Source organism: Hamadaea tsunoensis DSM 44101, assembly GCF_000428945.1.
GTDB classification, from domain to species: domain Bacteria; phylum Actinomycetota; class Actinomycetes; order Mycobacteriales; family Micromonosporaceae; genus Hamadaea; species Hamadaea tsunoensis.
In genome coordinates, this window is sequence record NZ_AUAX01000004.1 from 497,946 (window position 1) to 518,833 (window position 20,888).

Sequence of the window (20,888 nt, forward strand, 5' to 3'; positions counted from 1 at the left end):
TCACCCCACAGGAGATCCCGATGCTGCTGGCCCAGATCAGCGACCTGCACCTCGACGGCACCGAGCGCGCGACGGAGCGCGCCCGGCGGACCATGGCGTACCTGCGCCGCCTGCCGATCGACGCGCTGCTCGTCACGGGCGACATCGCCGACACCGGTTCCCCGGCCGAGTACGAGGAGGCGGCCGCGCTGTTCGACCTGCCGTTCCCCGTCCTGCACTGCCCGGGCAACCACGACGCGCGGCCGGCGTACCGGAAGGGGCTGCTGAACGAGGCGGCGAGCGACGCGCCGGTCAACAGCGCGCACCGCGTGGGCGACGCGCTCATCCTCATGATCGACGCGTCGATCCCGGGCGAGGATCCCGGCTTCCTCGCCCCCGAGACCCTGTCCTGGCTGGACGAGCAGCTCGCCGCGGCCGACGGGCCCGCGCTGCTGGCCTTCCACCAGCCGCCGGTGAAGGTGGGCCACCCGATCCCCGACGGCAGCACCCTGCAGAACGCCGCCGACCTCGACCGGATCCTCGACAACCACCCGCACGTCGCGGCGATCCTCACCGGACACGCCCACACCGCCGCCGCCACGACCTACCACGGCCGCCCGCTGATCGTCTCCCCCGCCGTGACCTGGACGCTGCGCCTGCCGTTCGAAGGCGAAGGCCTGGCCGACCTCGACGCCGACCCGGCCGTCGCCTTCCACCTGCTCGACGGCGACCAGCTCATCACCCACTTCCGCATCGTCCGATGAGGAACGTCGCCGGCTTCCTGCTGGCCGTCCTGCCCGTCATCGCCACCCCCGGCGCCAGCCTCGCCCTGCTCACGCAGCGCGTGGCGCCGGGCGGCGCGCGGCACGGCCTGCCGGTCATCCTCGGCACCGTCACCGGCCTCTACCTGCACGCCACCCTCGCCGTCGCCGGCCTCTCCGCGATCGTCATGCGTTCCAGCGAACTCTTCTCCGCCGTACGCGTCGCCGGCGCGATCTACCTCGTCGCGCTGGGCCTGTGGACCCTGCGTACGCCCCGGCCAGCCCCTCGCGCGCGGTGGCGGCCACGGGGCGCGTACCCGCAGGCGTTGCTGGGCAACGTGCTCAACCCGAAGGCCGCCTCGATCTACCTGACCCTCGTTCCGCAGTTCGTCGACCCGCGCCGGCCGCTCGGACCGCAGATCTTCCTCCTGGCCACGGCGCACGCGCTGCTCATCGCGGTCTGGCTGCTCGGCTGGACGGCGGTCATCGTCCGCGTCGGCCACGCGATCCGCTCGGCGACCTTCACCGTCTGGGTACGCCGCACGACCGCCGCGATCCTCATCGTCCTGGGCCTCCGCGCCGCCACCACCTGACGTGTCATGGTGAGGGCGACTGGGCGACGGTGGACGATGCGTCGCCCCACTCACCTGGCAGTGGAGGCCCCAGGGCCGGAACGGTCTCCCGCGGGAGGAGCGGAGGTGAGATCGACGAACCCGGGACATGAATTCGATCTTGAATCTAGGACCTGCGGATGGCGGCGGCGATGAACTCGTCGGCCTTGGGGTCGGGGTCGTTCTCCACCATGGAGACGGCGTTGACCAGGTCGTGGTAGGGGTTCCAGGAGTCGCGGCCGGTCACCGACAGCCAGAGATCGAGGAACCGGTCCGCCACCGACATGTCGAACTGGTAGCAGAGGTTGATCCGGCAGTGCGCGACGTCCTCCTCGGCCGGACCGACGCAGGACGACACCCAGTCCACGACTCCGGTGATCTCGCCGTCCGTCCACAGGAGATTGCCCGGGTGGTAGTCGCGGTGCACGAAGACCCGCTCGAACTCCGGCCGCGGCCCCTCGTACGCGGACAACGCCGCCTGCCACGCGGAAGGATGGCGGGACCACGGCGGCGGGAACGGGATCTCGGGTCCGTAGGGCGCCCACTCGGCCAGCCCCGCGTCGGCCGGTACGCGGACACCGTGGATGACCGGCAGCAGCTCGGCCAGCCGCCGCAGCCACGATTCGAGGTCGTCGGGATGCCACACGACCGAGCCCGGCACGCTCGTCATGACCGTCGTCGGTACGCCCGTCTCCGCGCCCAGCGGATCAGCCGCGAGCAGGTGCGGGGCCGGGATGGCCGGGTGCCCGGTCAGGAAGCGCAGCACGTGGGCCTCGTTGACGGGGATCTCTGGTTCGTCGCGTACCCAGTCGCGGACGTAGCGGCGCAGCACGACCGGTTCGCGGCCGCCGGCCAGGAAGAGGCGGTGCACCGCCGCGGAGCGGCCGCCTTCGAGCGGCTCGACCTGCTCGACGCGGGCACCGAGCTGCTGCTCGACCCAGGCCAGCGCGTCGGCGGGCGGCCGGCCGCGCAGTACCCGATGCAGCTCGTCCTCGATCCCGAACCCGTACGCGACCGTCACGCCCTGGATCGTAGGCGCCACCCCCGCGCTCGGCCGGTCCAGGCACGGCATGATCCCGTTTGGATCAGGGAAATCACCCGAATCTTGGGCCAAGATTACGTGCGAAAACCTGATCCAAACGGGATCTTGGACCGGGCGGTGGGGCGGGGTGGGACGGACGTGGGAATGGGGTCAGCGGCGGCGCCAGTAGCCGCCGACTTCGTGGCCGTCGCGCTGATGCGGCGGCACCCAGACCTGGCCGTCGGTGCCGATCGTCAGCGCCCTGGCCCCCGGCGGGCCGCCCGGCGTCCGGTGCACGTAGCCGCGGTTGACCAGCGACGCGCGCAGTTCGGGCAGCCGGCGCAGCCAGTAGTCGTCGCCGGCCCGGGCGAACGTGTCGACCACGGCGGCCGGGTCGACGTGGTCGTACGCGAGTCCGAGCAGGATCAGACCCTCTTCGACCCGCAGCGGCGTCAGGCGTTCCACCGCGGCCAGGTCGCCGAAGAGCGGCGGGAGTTCGGCGGCGGTCGCGTACGGCAGGGCGGCCAGGACGCGCGCGACCGCGTCGTCCAGCGATTCGACCGGGAGACCGCACACCGTCGAGGGCTCGCGCAGCAGCGGATCGCCCTCGGCCGCGAAGGTCAGCTCGTCGCAGACCCGATGGCGCAGCAACGCGACCAGGGCGCTGCGCCCCGCCACGATCGGCCGCTCCCCCGTCTCGTCCGGCGTCGCGGCCAGCACCCGCCACCGGCGCGCCTGCTCGATGGTCAGCACGTCGCGCAGCCACGGCGGGAGGCGGTCCATCAGGCGGCCTCCGCGTCCGGCACCGGCTGGCGTACCTGGCGGACGGACGGGCGCAGCTCCAGCCACCGCGGGTGCAGCACATCCACGTGGAACACCGCGTCGCGTACCACCACGAGCCCGTCGGCCACCAGCGCCTTCAGCGCCGCACTGGCGGTCGCCGGGGCCAGACCGCAGGCCACCGCGACCGCCCGCGCCGACACCAGGCCGTGCGGCCGCAATGACAGTTCCGCGAGTACGCGCATCTGCGCCCTCGGCAGCGGCCCGCCGACGTCCACGCCCAGCTCGGCCGCCAGCCGCTCGAAGTCGGGGCCGGAGAACAGCCACTGGCCGGCGGCGATCCGGCCGACCCCGAGCCGCCGCGCGGCGGAGACGACCCGCCGCCGGGAGGTGCCCAGACGACGGGCGACCTGCTCAGGAGTGTTGTTCATCCTGCACACCCTAAGGCGGGCGGGCAAATCACCGCAGTCCCCGAAATGACAGCGGGCTGCCGCGGTCGGGTCGGCCGCGGCAGCCGGACAGCCCAGTCACTCACGGACGGGGCGGCACGATGTCCCGCCGCTCCTCCACCTCGTACTCGGCCGGCTGGGCCGGGTACGCGTTCGGCGCGGGCTGCGTCACGACCCGGGTCGTCCGGCGGCTGTTCCAGACCGTCATCGTCAGGATGAGGCCGACCGCGCCGGCGGCCATGAGGATCCAGCCGACCACGTCGAGGTCCAGCCACCCGACGTGGACGTCGAGGGCGAAGGTCAGGATCGCACCGAGCGCGATCAGGAAGATGCTGGCTCCGATACCCACGGCAAGTCTCCTTTGAGGGGGTCCTCTTCTGCCGGTGCCTCTACCCGATCCGGTCGGCTCTCACACCCCGTAGAGCGTCCTAGGAAACTGATCCATCCGGGTGAACCCCCGCAATCCTGGTTCACTGGTACGCATGCGGGAGATCGTCCTCGTCCGGCACGGAGAGACCGAATGGTCCGCCGCCGGCCGGCACACGTCCGTCACCGACCTCGACCTGACCCCGGACGGGGAACGCCGGGCGGCACTGCTTGCCGGCCGCCTGGCCGGCCGCTCCTTCGGACTCGTGCTGTGCTCTCCGCGTACGCGTGCGCAGCGAACGGCCGTGCTCGCGGGCCTGGCGCCGGTGGTCACCGACGGCGACCTGGCGGAGTGGAACTACGGCGACTACGAGGGCCTGACCACCGCGCAGATCCGCGAGCACGACCCGGCCTGGACGATCTGGAGCGGCACGACGCCCGGCGGCGAGACGGCGGCGCAGGTGGCGACGCGGGCCGACCGGGTCCTCGACCGCGTACGCCCGGTGCTGTCCTCGGCGGACGTCTGCCTGGTGGCGCACGGGCACTTCCTGCGCGTGGTGACGGCGCGCTGGCTGGGCCTGCCGCCGCGGGACGGGGCGCTGTTCAAGCTGGAGACGGCGACGCTGAGCGTGCTCGGCTACGAGCGCGACACCCCGACCCTCCTGCAGTGGAACGCGTAGCCCCTCGGCGGCTCAGCCGGTCAGGATTCGAGAAGCCCGTACGCCGGCCGCCCGTTTAGCATCGGGGCACGTGACGGATGGAGAAGCGATGACCGCGAAGAAGGCCCCGGCGCCCCAGGAGCCCGACAGCCACGACCGGATCCGGGTCCACGGCGCCCGCGTGAACAACCTGCGGGACGTGAGCATCGAACTGCCGAAGCGGCGCCTGACGGTGTTCACCGGCGTCTCCGGTTCGGGCAAGAGCTCGCTGGTGTTCGGCACGATCGCGGCGGAGTCGCAGCGCCTCATCAACGAGACGTACAGCGCCTTCGTGCAGGGGTTCATGCCGACGCTGGCCCGCCCCGACGTCGACGTGCTCGACGGGCTCACCACGGCGATCATCGTGGACCAGGAGCGGATGGGGGGCGACGCGCGCTCGACCGTCGGCACCGCCACCGACGCCAACGCGATGCTGCGCATCCTGTTCAGCCGGCTGGGCACGCCGCACGCCGGCTCGCCGAACGCGTACTCGTTCAACGTCCCGTCGGTGCGGGCGACCGGTGCGATCACCGTGGAGCGCGGCAACTCCACGACCACCCGCGAGAACTTCACCCGGGCCGGCGGCATGTGCCCGCGCTGCGAGGGCCGCGGCTCGGTCAGCGACTTCGACCTGACCGCCCTGTACGACGACGCCAAGTCGCTGAACGAGGGCGCGCTGACGATCCCCGGCTACAGCATGGAGGGCTGGTACGGCCGCATCTTCACCGGCTGCGGGTACTTCGACCCCGACAAGCCGATCCGCAAGTACACGAAGAAGGAGCTCAACGACCTGCTCTACAAGGAGCCCACGAAGATCAAGGTGGACGGCATAAACCTCACCTACGAGGGCCTGATCCCCAAGATCCAGAAGTCGATGCTGTCGAAGGACGTCGACTCGCTCCAGCCGCACATCCGCGCCTTCGTCGAACGCGCCATCACCTTCGGCACCTGCCCCGACTGCGGCGGTACGCGACTGGCCGCCGGGGCCCGCGCCTCGAAGATCAAGGGGCTGAACATCGCCGACGTGTGCGCGATGCAGATCAGCGACCTCGCCGCCTGGGTACGCGACCTCGACGAGCCCTCCGTCGCCCCGCTGCTGACGGCGCTGGGCGACACGCTCGACTCGTTCGTCGAGATCGGCCTGGGCTACCTGAGCCTCGACCGGTCCTCGGGGACGTTGTCGGGCGGGGAGGCGCAGCGTACCAAGATGATCCGCCACCTCGGGTCGTCGCTGACCGACGTGACCTACGTGTTCGACGAGCCGACGATCGGGCTGCACCCGCACGACATCCAGCGGATGAACGAGCTGCTGATCCGGCTGCGCAACAAGGGCAACACGGTCCTCGTCGTCGAGCACAAGCCCGAGGCCATCGCCATCGCCGACCACGTCGTCGACCTCGGTCCCGGGGCCGGTTCCGGCGGCGGCACGGTCTGCTACGAGGGCACGGTCGAGGGGCTGCGCGCGAGCGGGACGCTCACCGGCCGGCACCTCGACGACCGGGCCCGGCTCAAGGAGAAGACGCGTACGCCGTCCGGCGCCCTGAAGATCCGCGGGGCGAACCTGCACAACCTCCAGGACGTCGACGTCGACATCCCGCTCGGCGCTCTCGTGGTGCTGACCGGCGTCGCCGGATCCGGCAAGAGCTCCCTGATCACCGGGTCGGTGTCCCCGCTGGACGGTGTCGTCACGGTCGACCAGGCCGCGATCCGCGGCTCGCGCCGCAGCAACCCGGCGACCTACACCGGCCTGCTGGACCCGATCCGCAAGGCGTATGCGAAGGCCAACGGGGTCAAGCCCGCCCTGTTCAGCGCCAACTCGGAGGGCGCCTGCCCGGGCTGCAACGGCGCCGGGGTCGTCTACACCGACCTCGGGATCATGGCCGGGGTCTCGTCCGTCTGCGAGGAGTGCGAGGGCAGGCGGTTCGACGCGTCGGTGCTGAAGTACAAGCTCGGCGGCAAGGACATCAGCGAGGTGCTGGCGATGCCGGTGACCGAGGCCGAGGAGTTCTTCGCCGACGGCGACGCGCGTACGCCGGCCGCCCACGCGATCCTCGACCGGCTCGCCGACGTCGGCCTCGGCTACCTGACGATCGGCCAGCCGCTGACCACCCTGTCCGGCGGCGAGCGGCAGCGGCTCAAACTGGCCGTGCACATGGGCGAGAAGGGCGGGATCTACGTCCTCGACGAGCCGACCACCGGCCTGCACCTGGCCGACGTCGACCAGCTGCTCGGCCTGCTCGACCGGCTCGTGGACGGCGGCAAGTCGGTCATCGTCATCGAGCACCACCAGGCGGTCATGGCGCACGCGGACTGGATCATCGACCTCGGCCCGGGAGCGGGACACGACGGCGGCCGGATCGTCTTCGAGGGGACGCCCGCGGATCTCGTGGCGGGCCGGTCGACGCTGACCGGCGAGCACCTCGCCGAGTACGTGGGCGCACCGGCGGCCAAGCCTGCCCGCAAGCGCCGCTAGCCCCCGCCACGTCTCGTTGCGGCGGCCATGATCCCGTTTGGATCAGGGAAATCACCCGAATCTTGGGCCAAGATTACGTGGATATACCTGATCCAAACGGGATCATGGCGAGCCGGCAGCCCGGCCGGGCCGGGTCAGGCGGGGTAGCGGATCGGGCGCGGTAGCGGGTCAGCCGACGGCCGGGGGACGCTGCTCGAACGGGGTCGACAGCACCACCGTGGTCCGCGTGATCACGTTGGCGGCCGTGCGGATCTCGGCGAGCAGCTTCTCCAGCTCGCTCGGCGACGCGACGCGTACCAGGAGCAGGTAGAAGTCCTCCCCCGCGACCGACCAGCACGAGTCGATCTGGGGCAGGTGCGCCAGCCGCTCCGGCGCGTCGTCGGGCTGCGCGGCGTCGAACGGCCGGATGGCGATCAGCGCCGTCAGCGGCAGGCCGATCTCCTCGAAGTTCACCTTCGCCGCGTACCCGGTGATGATGCCGCGCTGCTCCAGCCGGCGTACCCGCTGGTGCACGGCGGACACGGACAGGCCGACCTTCTCCGCGAGGTCCGTATAGGACATGCGGCCGTCCGCGGTCAGGGCCGCGACGATGGCCCGGTCGGTCTCCTCCACGGCCGAAACGATAGTGGTCCGGGGCACGGAGGCGCCAGCGCCCGCCTGCGTCATGGCCGCACCAGCACCTTCAGCGCCGTACGCTCGTTCATCGCGGCGTACCCGCCGGGGACGCCCGCCAGGTCGACCGTGGTGTCGAAGACGGCCGACGGGTCCAGCTTCCCGTCGAGCACGTCCTTCAGCAGTTCGGGGATGTACTTGCGGGCCGGGGCGACCCCGCCGCGCAGGCCGATGTTGCTGTCGAACATGGTGCTGACGTCCACCCCGGCCGAACCGCCGTGCGGTACGCCGACATACCCCACCACCCCGCCCGGCCGCGCGATCCGGATGGCGGTACGCATCGACTCCTCGGTGCCGACCGCCTCGATGACGGCGTGCGCCCCTTCGCCGGCGGTGAGATCGCGTACCACCGCGACGGCGTCGTCCCCGCGTTCGGGGACCACCTCGGTCGCGCCGAACCGCCGTGCGATGTCCGTACGCGCCGCGTGCCGGCCGAGCGCGATGATCCGCCCGGCGCCGAGCCGCTGCGCCGCGAGCACCCCGCACAGCCCGACGGCGCCGTCCCCGACCACGGCGACCGTGGCCCCCGGCCGGACACCGGCGCTGATCGCCGCGTGGTGCCCGGTCGACATCACGTCCGACAGCGCCAGGATCTTCACGTGGTCCTCGTCGGACAGCCCGTCGGGCAGGGCGACCAGGGTGCCGTCCGCGTACGGGACGCGGACCGCCTCGGCCTGGCCGCCGTCCGAACCGACCGAACCCCAGAACCCGCCGCGTACGCAGCTGGTGAACAGGCCCTCGCGGCAGTAGACGCAGCTGCCGTCGGACCACACGAACGGGGCGACGACGGGCTGGCCGACCTTCAGGGTGGTGACCGCGCCGCCGACCTCGACCACGACGCCGACGAACTCGTGCCCGATCCGCTGACCGGGCTGCCGCTTCGCCACCCCCTGGTACGCCCACAGGTCGGACCCGCAGATGCAGGCGTGGGTGACGCGGACGACGGCGTCGGTGGGCTCGAGGATCCGGGCGTCGGGAACGGTGTCGATCCGGATGTCCACCGGCCCGTGAATCACGGCAGCGCGCATGGGATCATGCTATTTCGTCGACCCAGGTCGATCCCCCCGATACGCCGCAAGTGCCCTACCGGGACAGCGCCCGGGCGATGACCATGCGCTGGATCTGGTTGGTGCCCTCGACGATCTGCAGGACCTTCGCCTCGCGCATGTACCGCTCGACCGGGTGGTCGGCCACGTATCCGGCCCCGCCGAGCACCTGGACCGCGTCCGTCGTCACCTTCATCGCCGTGTCGGTCGCGAACAGCTTGGCCTGGGCCGCCTCGGTCGAGTACGGCAGCCCCGCGTCCTTGAGCCGCGCGGCGTGCAGCGTCAGCGCCCGGGCCGCCGCGATCTGGGTCGCGCAGTCGGCCAGCATGAAGCCGAGCCCCTGGAACTCGATGATCGCCTTGCCGAACTGCTCGCGCGTCTTCGCGTACTCGATGGCGTAGTCGAGGGCCCCCTGGGCGAGGCCGACCGCGCAGGCCGCGATCCCGAGGCGCCCGCTGTCGAGCGCGCCCATCGCGATCTTGAAGCCCACGCCCTCGCCGCCGAGCAGGCGGTCGGCGGGCACGCGCGCGCCGTCGAACGCGATCTGCGCGACCGGCGACGCCTTGAGGCCCATGGTCCGCTCGCGCGTCTGGGGGTTGACGCCCGGCGTCGCGGCGTCCGCGAGCAGGCAGGAGACGCCCGCGGCGCCCGGTCCGCCGGTGCGACAGAAGACGTTGTACGCGTCCGCGACCCCCGCGTGCGTGATCCACGCCTTCGTCCCGTTGACGACGTACGCGTCGCCGTCCAGCACGGCCGAGGTCGTCAGGTTCGCGGCGTCCGACCCGCCGGCCGGCTCCGACAGGCAGTACGCGCCGAGCTGGTCCCCGCCGAGCAGGTCCGGCAGCCAGCGGCGCTTCTGCTCCTCGGTGCCGTAGGTGGCCAGCGGGTAGCAGGCGAGCGTGTGCACGCTGACCGCCTCGGCGACCGCGAGCCAGCGGCCGGCCAGGATCTCCAGCACCTGGAGGTACACCTCGTAGGGCTGGTCGGCGCCGCCGTAACCGGACGAATAGGGCAGCCCGAGCAGCCCGGACCGGCCGAGCGTACGCACGACCTCCCGCGGGAACTCGCCGCGTGCCTCGAAGTCGTCGGCCCGGGGGCGCAACTCCCGGTCGGCCAGCTCGGTCGCGAGCTCGAGCAGATCACGGGTGGTCTCATCGGCGGTGGCCGGCAGAAGTACGACGCTGGACATAGCCGACAGCTTAACGGTCGTTCACCCCGTTCGGCACACCCGGCCGGCGTCGAAAATGTGGCACGCTGTCCGAGTGAACGCTCCCCTGCTCGCCGTCGACTCGGCGAGTCTCTACTTCCGGGCCTTCCACGGCATTCCCGAGTCCGCCGCGCGTACGCCGGACGGGCAGCCGGTCAACGCCGTCCGCGGCATCATCGACATGCTCGCCCAGCTCATCCGCACCCGCCGGCCCGACCGCGTGGTGTGCGCCCTGGACGCGGACTGGCGGCCGAAATGGCGCGTCGACCTCATCCCGAGCTACAAGGCGCACCGGGTCGCGGGCGGTCCTTTCGAGGAGGAAATCCCCGACACCCTCGCCCCGCAGGTCCCCATGATCCTGGAGGTGCTGGCGGCCGTCGGGATCGCGGCGTACGGCGTACCCGGATACGAGGCCGACGACGTGCTCGGCACCCTGGCCGCCCGCGCGACGACGGCCGCGCCGGTCGAGGTCGTCAGCGGCGACCGGGACCTGTTCCAGCTCGTCAACGACAGCACCGGCGTCCGCTTCCTCTACTGCGGCCGCGGCGTCGCCAAACTGGAGGACTGCGACGAAGCCGCCGTACGCGCGAAATACGGCGTACCCGCCCAGGCGTACGCGGATTTCGCGGCGCTGCGCGGCGACCCCTCCGACGGCCTGCCGGGCGTGCCCGGCGTGGGCGACAAGACGGCGATGGGCCTGGTCAACCGCTTCGGCAACCTGGCCGGGATCCGGGCCGCGGCGCTGGACGGCACGGCCGACCTCGCGACGGGCCTGCGCAAGAAGATCCTGGACGCGTCCGACTACCTGGACGTGGCCCTCAAGGTCGTACGCGTCGCCGACGACGTGCCGCTGCCCGACGTGGACCCGGACCTGCCGCGCGCACCGGTGGACGCGGACCGCCTGCTGGAACTGGCCGAGTCGTGGAACCTCGCCGGCTCCTGCAAGCGCCTCGTGGACGCCCTCACCGAGCGCTGACCCGCCCCTTACCCGCCCCGCCCGCCCTGACCCGCCCCATGATCCCGTTTGGATCAGGGAAATCACCCGAATCTTGGACCAAGATTACGTGGGAAACCCTGATCCACACGGGATCATGAGGGTGCGGATCCAGATCTTGAGGGTGCGGATCCATTACTCTCCGAGCGTGACCGCCGACGCGACCCCCACGAACGGCTCTTCGAACGGCTCCTCGAACGGCCCCTCGCCCGATCCTTCGGCCGGATCCGGGAACGCCGGCCCCCGGAAGGCTGGACCTCAGAAGGCTGGACCTCAGAAGGCTGGACCCCGGAACGCCGGCCCTACGAAGGCGGGCTCCTTCGTCACCGCCGCGATCATCGGCGCAGTGGCCGGTGCAGCGCTGACCGCGCAGCTACCCGGCTGGGCGACCGCCCTGGGCGCCGTCGTGGGCGCGATCGCGGTCGGCGCGTCGGACGCCGTCGCGCGCCGGCAGCAGCAGCCGGGCGAGATCCCGCCCTTCTGGTCGCGCGTGGTCGCGGGCGGCGCGCTGGCCGCGCCCCTCGGCTGGCTGATCGGCCTCACCGGCTGGCATCCGATCGTCATCGGCGTCCTCTTCGGAGCCCTCGCCGGCCTCCTCGGCCTGCGCCCGCAGAAGGTCGCCCTCGGCCCGGTCGTCGGCCTCGCCGTCGGCTGGCTCCTGTGGCTCGCCTGGCCGGGCGTACCGGGGGCGGTCGTCGCGGCGGTCACGGTCGTCGTCTTCCGCGTCGTCGCGAGCCTCATCTTCCGTACGCCGCAGGTCAGCCTCCTCGCCGAACGCCGGAACGCCGCCGACCTGCCGTTCGTGGTCCCGCTGGAGGCCCGGGGCGGCTACGTCGGCACGGGCTACGTCCGCGAACTCGCCGAGGCGATCGGCGGCGACTACCACCCGGCCACCCCGGACATCGGGATCGTGGCGTCCTTGGACGCGCTGGCCGGCCCCGGCTTCGATCCGGCCGCCGTCCACCCCCTGGTACGCGAATTCTACGAGCACACGACCCGCTTCACCCTCGACATCGTGCCGGAATGGCGTACCTGGGTGCGGCCGGGCTACCTGCTCTACCGGACCTTCGTGGCCAAACCGTTGGGGCAGGCCAGCGTACCGATGAATCAGCGGGAGGCGCAGCGCGGCGTACGCAGCCGGATCGACACGATCACGGACGCGGCCGGCGCGGTGAGCCATCGCGGCTGGATCCGGTCGTTCGCCGACACCGACGAACCGATCTATGTGGGGATCTACACGACCTACCGGCACGAGGGACGGGGCTACGTCAGCGTCGGATTCCCTGTACCGCAAGGGAACTTCACCGCGACGCTGGAACCGCTGCCCCGGCCGGGCGGGGGCCTCGTCCTGAGCAGCCGGTCCGCCCTGGAGCATCCAGGGCACTATCTGACCTATGTGGACGCTGAGACGCGGGAGCTGACGACGCTGGAGGTCGGCGGATTCGCGGAGAAGCTCGACGTCTTCCTCGACGAGCAGGGCGAGCTGCGCGCGGAGCACGCGTTCTGGGTGTTCGGGCTGCCCTTCCTCGTCCTGCACTACGCCATCCACCGCAAACCCTAGATCCACCTTCACGATCCCGCCCTTTGTCGCGACGGTCCGACCCGTACCCCCATCGTCCGACGATCTTGCGCGAATGCCCCGAATTTCGTCCGGTGTACCCGAAATGCCCGGACATTCGCGCAAGATCGTCGGGCGCTGTGGGAGGGGGTCAAGGTCGCTGGTTCGCGTCGGCTCATTCGGACTTTGTCGCGACTGTCCGATGTAGGGAGGCGTGGACCACGCCAGTACCGTCCCGCACTCGGTTGTCGGTCGCGATACGGGAATGATCTTCCACCAGGTGAACTGGGATCACCGATTTCCTGATCGAATACGGCTGAGGTGTATTTTCGGCCCGATCCGCATGATCAATTACGCGTCAGGTGTCACCGGAGGCAGTCAGAGCACTCCAGAGCCGTAATTGATCATGCAGATCGGGCCGTATTCGCACCACAGCCGTAAATGATCAACGCTATCCGCCACGTCTCGGCCGCCACCGAGCCCCATGTCGGACAGTCGCGACAAAGTCCGAACCGGCCGAAGCGAACCAGCGATCTTGACCCCACAGCACCCGACGATCTTGCGCGAATGTCCGGGCATTTCGGGTACACCGGACGAAATTCGGGACATTCGCGCAAGATCGTCGGGCAGCCCGGGGACGCCGGGCAGCCCGGGGACGTCGGGCAGCCCGGGGACGCCGGGACGCCGGGCGCAAGTTGCCGAACGCCCCGGGCGCAAGTCGGACAGTCGCGACAAAGGCCGGGGGCGTTCGGCGATCTCGATGGATCCCGTCAGCGGCGGCCGGGGGAACGTTGGGCGAAGGCCAGCCACGCCACGATCATCAGCAGCAGCGCCGCTCCCGCCACCGGCACCGCCACCGAGATCAGATGGGGCAGGGACGGCGGCGGCGCCCAGGACGTGCCGTCGGAGATCGGCAGGGCGTCGCGGACGAAGAGCCACGCGACCGCCGCGGCGATCAGGCCGAGCACGACGCCGAGCAGGACCGATGCCGCGTACGCGAGCCGGGCCGCCCGTCGCAGCACGGCGGCGCGTACGCCGGCGAACCGCAGTGCGTTGATGTCGGAGGAGCCGCGGTCGAGCCGGGCGACGGCGAGCAGCACGGCGGCGACGAGGAGCCAGGCGACGACGGTGGCGGCCAGGTGCAGCTGGAGCGTCCAGGCCTGCGGGGTCTGACCGGCCCGGTCGAGGGCCTGCTGGCGGGTCTCCTCCCCCGCCACCTGTACGCCGAGTGCCGACAGCTTCGCCGTGACGTCGGCGGGGGCGTCGGCGGTGAGCCAGACCTCCATGGTGTCGATGGCACGGCCGCCGGCGGTGGCCCGGGTGACGGCGGTGAAGTCGGCCAGCACGCCGGGTTCGCCGATCCGGGGCAGGACCGTGACGTCGGCCTTCTCGTCGACCGGTACGCCCGGCGGCCGCCCGCCCGGTCCGCTGATCCGGTACGCGCGGGCCGACAGGGACAGGTTCGGCGTGGCGACGACCGGGATGGCGGCCGGGGCCGACGGCGGCATCAGGTAGGTGTCGGAGTATCCGGTGTCGCCGCCGACCGTCCACCCGGGATCCTTGTCGCCGTAGACCGTCCACGAGTCGACGCCGGTGATCGCCCCGATCGAGGTGATCGCGACCGTCGAGGCGACGTTCGGCAGGCCGTGGCCGACGACCGCGGCCAGTTCGCAGCCGTTCGCGCAGGCGGGCGGCAGCTTCGCCGTGACCGTCTGCGTACCGGGGTGCAGGTTGCCGATCTCGGCGGAGACGCGCTGGCCGTCGGCCGTGTCGAGGATCAGGCCCAGGTTGGGGGTGGCGTTCGGCCGGGCCGGATCGCCCCCGCCGACCGTCAGCGTCACGTCGACGGTGGCTCCGCTGAGCTTCGGCGGGTCGGCGGGCGGCGCGGCGAGTTCGGCCGCGTACCCGGCGGCGGGGGTCCAGGACAGCAGGTTCGCCCGGCTCAGGTCGATCACCAGCACCGTCGGCTGCCGCTCGCCGCCGGTGATCCGGCCGGCCGCGACGGCGTACCGGCCCTGCGGGTCGATCGTCCGGACGGCGTTGAGGACCTGCTGCGGCGTGTAGGCGCGTACCGTCAGGACCTTGTCCGCGCCGACGGTGAAGGCCGCCTGGGTCGTGCGTACCTGAGAGGCCGCGTCCCAGGCCCCGGCGACCAGCGCGAGCAGAGCCACGGCCAGGCTGGTCAGGGCGATCAGGGGGCGCGCCGAGGGGCGGCGCGCCAGCTGCGCGGCCGCCAGGCCCACGACGAGCCGGCCGCCCTTCAGCAGGCGGGCCGCGATCACCCGCAGCAGCGCGGGCAGCAGGCGCACGATCGCGAGCGCGACGGCCCCCGCGAGCAGCGCCGGGGCGTAGATGCCCAGGCCTTGACGATCTCCGGTACGCGCGAGCACGGCCGCGGCGATCGCCAGCGCGCCGAGACCCAGCTCGCCGAGGGGCAGGCCGCGGACGCGGGTCGCCCAGGACGGGCCGACCTCGCGCAGGGCGTCGACGGGCCGGGCGGTGACGACCGGCAGGACGGCCAGCACGATCGCGACGAGGCAGGCGAGCAGCGCGAAGCCGGTGAGCGGGGCGTACAGCGCGCCGCCGAGGACGCCGCCGATCACGACTCCGGCGAGCGCGGCGGCCGCGGGCGCGGCGGCGGCGATCCACCAGCGCAGGTGCAGCGGCAGCCCGCGGACGTTCTGTACGCCGAGTTCCAGCCGCTCGCGCTGGATACGCCGGGAGACGAGCAGGAACAGCACGAGGCAGCCGAGGGCGATCACCGGTACCACGACGGCGGGGGTCATGACCTCGACATACGTACGCCGGGCGGCGATCCGGCCCATCAGGTCCGGGATGCCCTCCTGCGGCGGGTCGACGAGGTGGCCGGTCAGGCTGTCCTTGAGCTCGTCCCAGCTGGACGCGGCCAGCAGCTGCGGGTCGGCGAGCACGTCGGCGGACTGCAGGGCGTCCTGGTTCGGGATGGTGGCGAAGCTGTCCGCCTCGGTGAGCATCGGCGCGGTGAGGGTGCCGGTCAGCTCGGTCCGGAACGGGTTGGCCTGGCCCCAGTAGATCTCGTCCTGGTCGACCGGCTTGTAGATGCCGACGACGGTGAACGGCTGCGAGCCGGCCGGCGACGGGTACCAGCCGTGCAGCTGGTCGAACATCGCCTCGGCCAGGACCAGCTGCGCGCCCACCGAGATCGACTGCTTCTTCGCGTCGTCGGCCGGCATCAGCAGTTCGCCGGTGCCGACCGGGCAGCGGCCGCTGGTGAGGCGGACGTGCGTACACGAGCCCTCGCGGTAGAGCAGGTCGATCGGGTCGTAGCGGTACACGCCCATGACCTTCATCTGGATCGACGGGATCGCGGTCAGCCCGTCGACCTGGCGTACGCCGTCCATCTTGCCCTTGAGCGAGCCGGCGTCGGCGGCGTCGTCGGGCAGCAGCAGGAACTCCCGGTCGGACTTGGGCGCGTGGGCCACCTCGTCGGCGGCGATGCGGTCCCCGGCGTGGCGCGGGTACACCGTGCCGGCCGCGGCCAGACCCCCCAGCACGGCGGCGAGGAGGCCGGTCACCAGCAGGGCGCTCCATCGGGCCCGGACGAGCAGGGCGAGCATGGTGATCATCGGGCACCCCCGGCACGGTTGCGGACGGCCTCGGTCAGCCGGCGGGCCGACCAGGCGACCGCGAGGAACACGGCGACGGCGGACGCGACGGCGACGATGCCGGCGGCCAGCGGCGAGACGCCTCCCGGCGGCGGGGGCAGCACCTGCCACCCGTCCGCGAAGAGTTTCGGCGGCGGCACCGGCAGTTGCCCGGCGATCATCGCCACGACGAGTCCGGTGACCGCGGCGGCGACGGCCGGCCAGCCGTAGCCCGCGAGCCCGATCCGGGGCACGGCCTTGGCGTACAGGCCCTGGCCGCGCAGGGCGACGAGGTCACCCGCGGTCGCGGCCCGGCCCGCCGACGCGGACAGCAGCAGCGCGACGGCCGCGATCACGAGCCCGAGAATCGCCGCGAGCAGCGCGAACGTACGCACGGCGGCCGGCGCGTCGCCCTGGTGCTCGGCCCGGGCCGCGGCGACGGTACGCGTACGCAGCACCTGGATGTTGTGCTGTGTCAACGAGTCCACGACGGACGGCGGAGCGTCGGCGGACAGCCAGACCTGCCACTGCTCCCCGGCCAGCGTCGGCCCGAGCAGCGCGTCGAACTGGGTCAGGTCGACGATCGCCCCCTCGCCGCCGAGCTGCGGCAGCACCCGGGCGGTGTGCTCCACGCGTACCGGCAGCGATCCGCCGCCGAGCAGTTCCAGGCGCAGGTCGAAGATCCGGTCGGAGTACTGCGGCTTCCCGGCCACGACGGCGGGCAGCGGGAGCGGCAGGTCGGCCGGGAGGACGGCGAGCGTGCAGACGCCGCGGCTCTGCCCCGTGCAGTCCGGCGGGGCGGCCATCCGCAGTCCGTCCAGCTCACCGGCGAGGACCGGCGCGAACGTGTTGGAGTCCGCCGGCCCGTGCCAGCGGTCGCGCTCGGCGAACCGGGCGGTGCCGATGACGTCGGCCGTGCCCTGCCGCAACGAGTGCAGGTGGACCTGCGTACCCCAGGCGGGCGGGTTGTCGATGATGCGCATCGGGGCGCCGCCCTGCGCGGGCAGGATCACGCGGTGCACCAGGGAGATCGACTGCAACCGGCAGCCGCCCGGGCATTTCGCGTCCATGGTGTATTCCCGGGTCGCCGGGCGCAGCGGGCCGAACACCACCGGCACCGGGCGGCCCTCGCCGTCGACGAGGTTGGCGATCGCGTACACGTCGGGTGAGACGAGCGTCGACGAGGTCGAGTCGGGGAGGTCGTCGCCGAGCGAGCCTTCCCGGTGCAGCTCGGCGTCCTCGCTGACGTCCAGGGTCAGCGGCCCGTCGGCGACCTTGATCGGGGTCGGCTCCGTCGCGGGCGCGACCGGGATCGGGCCGTACTCGGGCCGCCACAGCGCGGTCGCGCCGAGGCGCGGCAGGTCGACCGCGAGCACGCCGTTGGTGACCCCGACCCGCTGGGCGAACGCGGCGACGGCCATGGCGTACTTCCCGTCGGGATCGGCGGCCCGGACCGCGTCGCGCAGCGCCAGGCGACTCGGCGCCGACACCGTCAGCACCTGGGACGCGCCCAGCTCCTGCTCGGCGCGGTCGGCGACGGCGGGCGCGGCCCGCACGCTCTCCCCCACCGCGCCCGCCAGCCCGGCGACCGCCACCGTCAGCAGGGTCACCACCCAGCGCAGCGCGGGCCGGCGCGACGCGGACAGCGCGGCCAGCGCGGCGGGCAGCCGGCCGGCCCGCAGGGCGCCGGTCGCGATCACCACGGCCAGCCGCAGCAGCACCCGGCTCACCAGCAGGCCTGCCGCCAGCGCCAGCAGCGCCGGGACCACGACCGGCGCGGCCGTGTCCCCCTGCACCTGCGCGACCGAAACCAGCTGCCACACGCCGACCCCGGCGAGCAGCAGCACCACCAGCTCGACCGCGTCCAGGGCCCGCCCCGTGCGTACGCGGGCCGGCACGTCCCGCAGCAGTTCGCCGACCGGAGCCCGGCCGGACTGCAGCTGGGCGGCGACGGCCACGACGATCGCGGCCAGCATGACGGCCAGCACCGCGCCCGCGAACTGGACGAGGGCGGTGCGCTGGTCCGCGGCGAGGTGCACCGGACCGGCCAGCGCCAGCGCGCCGAGGAAGCCGAGCAGACCGCCGACCACCCCGCCGGCCACGATCGGCACCGCCATCGGGCCGAGCATCGCCGACCAGATCCGCCACCGGCGTACGCCGCGCAGGCGTACCAGGCCGAGATCCTTGCGATGGCTCTGCGCGGTGTGCCGGACGGCCACGAACAGCGCGAAGCCGCACAGCAGGATCAGCCGGCCGGCCGCGACGGCCACCCCGTTCGTCAGGCCGGCCTTGTCGGCCGCGATCGCCCGGGCGAGGTCCGCCGCGTAGGTGGTGATGGCGATGTGGTTGGCGTACAGGCCGGACGCCGCGATGTCGATGCGGTGCGGCAGGTCGTCGTCGTACGCCGTCCCCGCCAGCCGCAGGTTGGCCGTCGACGTCACGCGTACGCCGTCCATCCCGGTGAGCGTCTCCGGAACGGTGTACAGCGGCGGCGGGTCCGCCAGTCCCGAGGTCGCCACGTCGTACCAGTACTGGTCGAGCGGATCGGTCTTGCGGTAGATCCCGGTGACGGTCAGGGTCACCGTCGTCTTCAGCTCGTCCGGCGTGATGACGATCGTGCCGCCCTGCTTGACGCCCAGCTGGTCGGCGACCGTCTGGCCGATGATCACCTGGTTCGGGGCGGTCGGGCAGGCACCGTCCACAGCGGAGTGTTCGCAGACCCCGTCGCGCGAGGTCATCACGTACTGCACGTGCGTACCGCCGACGTTGACGATGCCGCGCAGCGCGAGCTGATGGATCGCGCTTTCCAGGGGCAGCGGCGCCAGTGCCTGCGCCACCTGGTCGGCCACGGACTGCGGGTCCACGACCGGGCTCACCTTCTGCGGCCGCACCGTCGCCACCAGCACCCGCTGCGTCGCGGGCGCGGCGTCCACGTGCCGCTGGATCACCGCCTCCTGGGTCGCCTGGGCGTACCAGGGGGTAGCGGCCGCGGCCGCGACGGCGAGCAGGGTCAGCGCCCAGATGCTCAACGCCTGCGCGCCACGCGACCGAATCGCGCTCCACACCAGTCCGATCACGCGCAAAAACAGTACGCACGGCGGCAGTTTGTATGTCACGGAGAAGTGATCGTTACCGAGTCGTGATTTCGGACTGGACGGACCTCCCCATCGCGTGCCCCCTTCTGAAATCATGGCCTCATGCGGTTCGCACCCGACCAACAGCGCGCGTTCCGCATCGGCGTGGGCGCGTCCGCCGGCGTCCTCGCGGTCGTCCTCGCCGCCATCGCCGTGTACGCCGTCCGCCAGACCCTCGTCCTCGCACTGATCGCCCTGTTCGTGGCGGTCAGCCTCGAACCGGCGATCGCGGGCCTGACCCGGCTGCGCATCCGCCGCGGCTGGGCGGTCACGATCGTGCTGCTCGGCGTCGTGCTGCTCGTCGGCGGATTCATCGCGGCCGTCGTGCCGACCCTGGTCCACGAGGGCTCCACGCTCGGCGACAAGCTGCCGGGGTACGTCCAGGAGGCGTACGAGAAGTCGAAGACCATGCGGCTCTTCGGCGACTCCAAGACCCTGGCCGAGCGCATCACGACCTTCGCGCAGGGCCTGCCGGAGAAGGTCGGCGGCTCCGCCGTCGGGTTCGCCGGGCAGTTCTTCGGCGCGCTGTCCTCGACGCTGCTGGTCATCGTGCTGGCCGCGTACTTCACCGCCGACCTGCCGCGCCTGCGCCGGGGCGTCGCCAACCTGTTCCCGGACCACCGCCGCGAGGACGCCCGCAAGGCCGTCGACGTGGTGGTCGACAAGGTCGGCGGCTACATGATCGGCAACCTGATCATCAGCTTCATCGCCGGCACCCTGTCGCTCATCGCGTTCCTCGCCATCGGCGTCCCGTACGCGCTGCCCCTCGCGGTGTTCGTCGCCATCACCGACCTGATCCCGCTCATCGGCGCGACCCTCGGCGCGGTCTGCTGCATCGCGGTGGCGCTGTTCACCGTCGGCCTGTGGCCCGGCGCGGTCCTGGTCACGGCGTTCTTCATCCTGTACCAGCAGTTGGAGAACTACTGGATCGCACCGCGGGTCCTGCGCGGCAGCGTCGAACTGCCGGCGGTCGCGGTCCTGCTCGCCGGCCTGGTCGGGGCGACACTGCTCGGGCTGGTCGGAGCGCTCATGGCCATCCCGATCGTCGCGGCGGCCCGGGTGCTCCTGATGACCGACTGGCGTACGCCGCAACCGGCCACCGAAGACCCGCCCCCCGCCGAACCCGCCTGAACACCCCACGCCGCCGGTAATCGTGCGCGAGCATCCGACGCGGTGGCGGTCGACGATCTTGCGCGAATGTTCGAGCATTTCGGGTATATCGGACCTTCCTCTCAACCGGTCGGTGCAAGTGGGTCGTTGACCTTCTTGGTGCTGGCTGGTTGAGAGGGGTCGCGGGTGGCGAGGGCTCATGTGCTGACGGCGGATTTGCGGTTGGTGATCGAGAATCTGTGGCGGCAGGGTGCGACGTTCGAGGAGATCGCGGTAGCGGTCGGTACCGACTTTTCGACGGTGTGGCGGGAGTTGGATCGTCATAACTCGCATCGGCACGGGGTGAAGAATCCGCTGGGCTCGACGCGGGGCGGGTTGTATCGGTGGGGGTACACCGCACAGTGGG

17 protein-coding genes are annotated in these 20,888 nt (G+C 72.1%); 8 read left to right on the forward strand and 9 right to left on the reverse strand.

Annotated features, from left to right (window positions below):
• Positions 1–20: 20 nt before the first annotated feature.
• Positions 21–743, forward strand: a complete 723-nt coding sequence (locus tag G401_RS0109915) for a metallophosphoesterase (RefSeq protein WP_027342386.1) — start codon at positions 21–23, stop codon at positions 741–743.
• Positions 740–1,333, forward strand: a complete 594-nt coding sequence (locus G401_RS0109920; protein WP_027342387.1) for a LysE family translocator — start codon at positions 740–742, stop codon at positions 1,331–1,333. The genes G401_RS0109915 and G401_RS0109920 overlap by 4 nt, the downstream gene beginning before the upstream one ends.
• 145 nt (positions 1,334–1,478) lie before the next feature.
• Here the strand turns inward: G401_RS0109920 and G401_RS0109925 are convergent, their stop codons facing one another.
• The 4 genes from G401_RS0109925 to G401_RS0109940 all read right to left on the reverse strand — a co-directional run bounded on the left by G401_RS0109925 (position 1,479) and on the right by G401_RS0109940 (position 3,950).
• Entirely contained in the window at positions 1,479–2,372 is an 894-nt protein-coding gene (locus tag G401_RS0109925) for a phosphotransferase family protein (protein ID WP_034591196.1), read from the reverse strand.
• A 171-nt stretch (positions 2,373–2,543) separates the two neighbouring features.
• A complete protein-coding gene (locus tag G401_RS0109930) occupies positions 2,544–3,155 on the reverse strand; it encodes a hypothetical protein (protein ID WP_027342389.1) in 612 nt (203 codons plus the stop codon).
• Entirely contained in the window at positions 3,155–3,583 is a 429-nt protein-coding gene (locus G401_RS0109935) for a MarR family transcriptional regulator (protein ID WP_027342390.1), read from the reverse strand. Before G401_RS0109935 ends, G401_RS0109930 begins: the two co-directional genes overlap by 1 nt.
• 100 nt (positions 3,584–3,683) lie before the next feature.
• Positions 3,684–3,950: a DUF6458 family protein gene (locus tag G401_RS0109940; RefSeq protein ID WP_027342391.1), complete on the reverse strand. Its 267-nt coding sequence runs from the start codon at positions 3,948–3,950 to the stop codon at positions 3,684–3,686.
• 133 nt (positions 3,951–4,083) lie between these two features.
• On the opposite strand from G401_RS0109940, the gene G401_RS0109945 reads away from it, so the two are divergent.
• Positions 4,084–4,647 (forward strand): histidine phosphatase family protein, encoded by a 564-nt coding sequence (locus tag G401_RS0109945; protein ID WP_027342392.1) that lies wholly within the window; start codon positions 4,084–4,086, stop codon positions 4,645–4,647.
• 88 nt (positions 4,648–4,735) lie between these two features.
• Positions 4,736–7,138, forward strand: coding sequence for an ATP-binding cassette domain-containing protein (locus G401_RS0109950; protein ID WP_034591061.1), 2,403 nt, complete (start codon positions 4,736–4,738; stop codon positions 7,136–7,138).
• A gap of 168 nt (positions 7,139–7,306) precedes the next feature.
• Here G401_RS0109950 and G401_RS44660 read toward each other — a convergent pair whose 3' ends face one another.
• Genes G401_RS44660 through G401_RS0109965 form a run of 3 tightly spaced genes read right to left on the reverse strand, consistent with a single transcriptional unit; the run spans position 7,307 to position 10,045 of the window.
• Complete coding sequence (locus tag G401_RS44660) at positions 7,307–7,750, reverse strand: Lrp/AsnC family transcriptional regulator (protein ID WP_034591198.1); 444 nt, start codon at positions 7,748–7,750, stop codon at positions 7,307–7,309.
• 50 nt (positions 7,751–7,800) lie between these two features.
• On the reverse strand, positions 7,801–8,838 hold the full coding sequence (locus G401_RS0109960; RefSeq protein ID WP_027342394.1) for a zinc-binding dehydrogenase: 1,038 nt from the start codon (positions 8,836–8,838) through the stop codon (positions 7,801–7,803).
• Positions 8,839–8,893: 55 nt separating this feature from the next.
• On the reverse strand, positions 8,894–10,045 hold the full coding sequence (locus G401_RS0109965) for an acyl-CoA dehydrogenase family protein (RefSeq protein ID WP_027342395.1): 1,152 nt from the start codon (positions 10,043–10,045) through the stop codon (positions 8,894–8,896).
• A 55-nt stretch (positions 10,046–10,100) separates the two neighbouring features.
• Between G401_RS0109965 and G401_RS0109970 the strand changes: the two genes are divergently transcribed.
• Positions 10,101–11,039 carry a 5'-3' exonuclease gene (locus G401_RS0109970; protein WP_034591063.1) on the forward strand — a complete coding sequence of 313 codons (939 nt, stop codon included), beginning with the start codon at positions 10,101–10,103 and terminating at the stop codon, positions 11,037–11,039.
• Between the two features lie 364 nt (positions 11,040–11,403).
• Positions 11,404–12,618, forward strand: a complete 1,215-nt coding sequence (locus G401_RS0109975) for a hypothetical protein (RefSeq protein WP_245601673.1) — start codon at positions 11,404–11,406, stop codon at positions 12,616–12,618.
• A gap of 767 nt (positions 12,619–13,385) precedes the next feature.
• On the opposite strand, the gene G401_RS0109980 is transcribed toward G401_RS0109975, so the two are convergent.
• Both G401_RS0109980 and G401_RS0109985 read right to left on the reverse strand, forming a co-directional pair.
• On the reverse strand, positions 13,386–16,220 hold the full coding sequence (locus G401_RS0109980) for a hypothetical protein (protein ID WP_027342398.1): 2,835 nt from the start codon (positions 16,218–16,220) through the stop codon (positions 13,386–13,388).
• Positions 16,217–19,315, reverse strand: a complete 3,099-nt coding sequence (locus G401_RS0109985) for an FtsX-like permease family protein (protein ID WP_027342399.1) — start codon at positions 19,313–19,315, stop codon at positions 16,217–16,219. Before G401_RS0109985 ends, G401_RS0109980 begins: the two co-directional genes overlap by 4 nt.
• A gap of 120 nt (positions 19,316–19,435) precedes the next feature.
• Here G401_RS0109985 and G401_RS44665 point away from each other — a divergent pair, with 120 nt between their 5' ends.
• Positions 19,436–20,503, forward strand: coding sequence for an AI-2E family transporter (locus tag G401_RS44665; protein WP_051366423.1), 1,068 nt, complete (start codon positions 19,436–19,438; stop codon positions 20,501–20,503).
• Between the two features lie 165 nt (positions 20,504–20,668).
• A partial coding sequence (locus tag G401_RS54600) for a helix-turn-helix domain-containing protein (protein WP_157545532.1) occupies positions 20,669–20,888 on the forward strand: 220 nt, incomplete at its 3' end.

Excerpts from the sequence above, each read along its gene's own strand:
- G401_RS44665 (WP_051366423.1), top strand. The coding sequence starts at position 19,436 with ATGCGGTTCGCACCCGACCAACAGCGCGCGTTCCGCATCGGCGTGGGC.
- G401_RS0109935 (WP_027342390.1), bottom strand. The coding sequence starts at position 3,583 with ATGAACAACACTCCTGAGCAGGTCGCCCGTCGTCTGGGCACCTCCCGG.
- G401_RS0109970 (WP_034591063.1), top strand. The coding sequence starts at position 10,101 with ATGTGGCACGCTGTCCGAGTGAACGCTCCCCTGCTCGCCGTCGACTCG.
- G401_RS0109930 (WP_027342389.1), bottom strand. The coding sequence starts at position 3,155 with ATGGACCGCCTCCCGCCGTGGCTGCGCGACGTGCTGACCATCGAGCAG.
- G401_RS0109980 (WP_027342398.1), bottom strand. The coding sequence starts at position 16,220 with ATGATCACCATGCTCGCCCTGCTCGTCCGGGCCCGATGGAGCGCCCTG.
- G401_RS0109950 (WP_034591061.1), top strand. The coding sequence starts at position 4,736 with ATGACCGCGAAGAAGGCCCCGGCGCCCCAGGAGCCCGACAGCCACGAC.
- G401_RS0109945 (WP_027342392.1), top strand. The coding sequence starts at position 4,084 with ATGCGGGAGATCGTCCTCGTCCGGCACGGAGAGACCGAATGGTCCGCC.
- G401_RS0109960 (WP_027342394.1), bottom strand. The coding sequence starts at position 8,838 with ATGCGCGCTGCCGTGATTCACGGGCCGGTGGACATCCGGATCGACACC.
- G401_RS0109920 (WP_027342387.1), top strand. The coding sequence starts at position 740 with ATGAGGAACGTCGCCGGCTTCCTGCTGGCCGTCCTGCCCGTCATCGCC.
- G401_RS0109915 (WP_027342386.1), top strand. The coding sequence starts at position 21 with ATGCTGCTGGCCCAGATCAGCGACCTGCACCTCGACGGCACCGAGCGC.
- G401_RS0109965 (WP_027342395.1), bottom strand. The coding sequence starts at position 10,045 with ATGTCCAGCGTCGTACTTCTGCCGGCCACCGCCGATGAGACCACCCGT.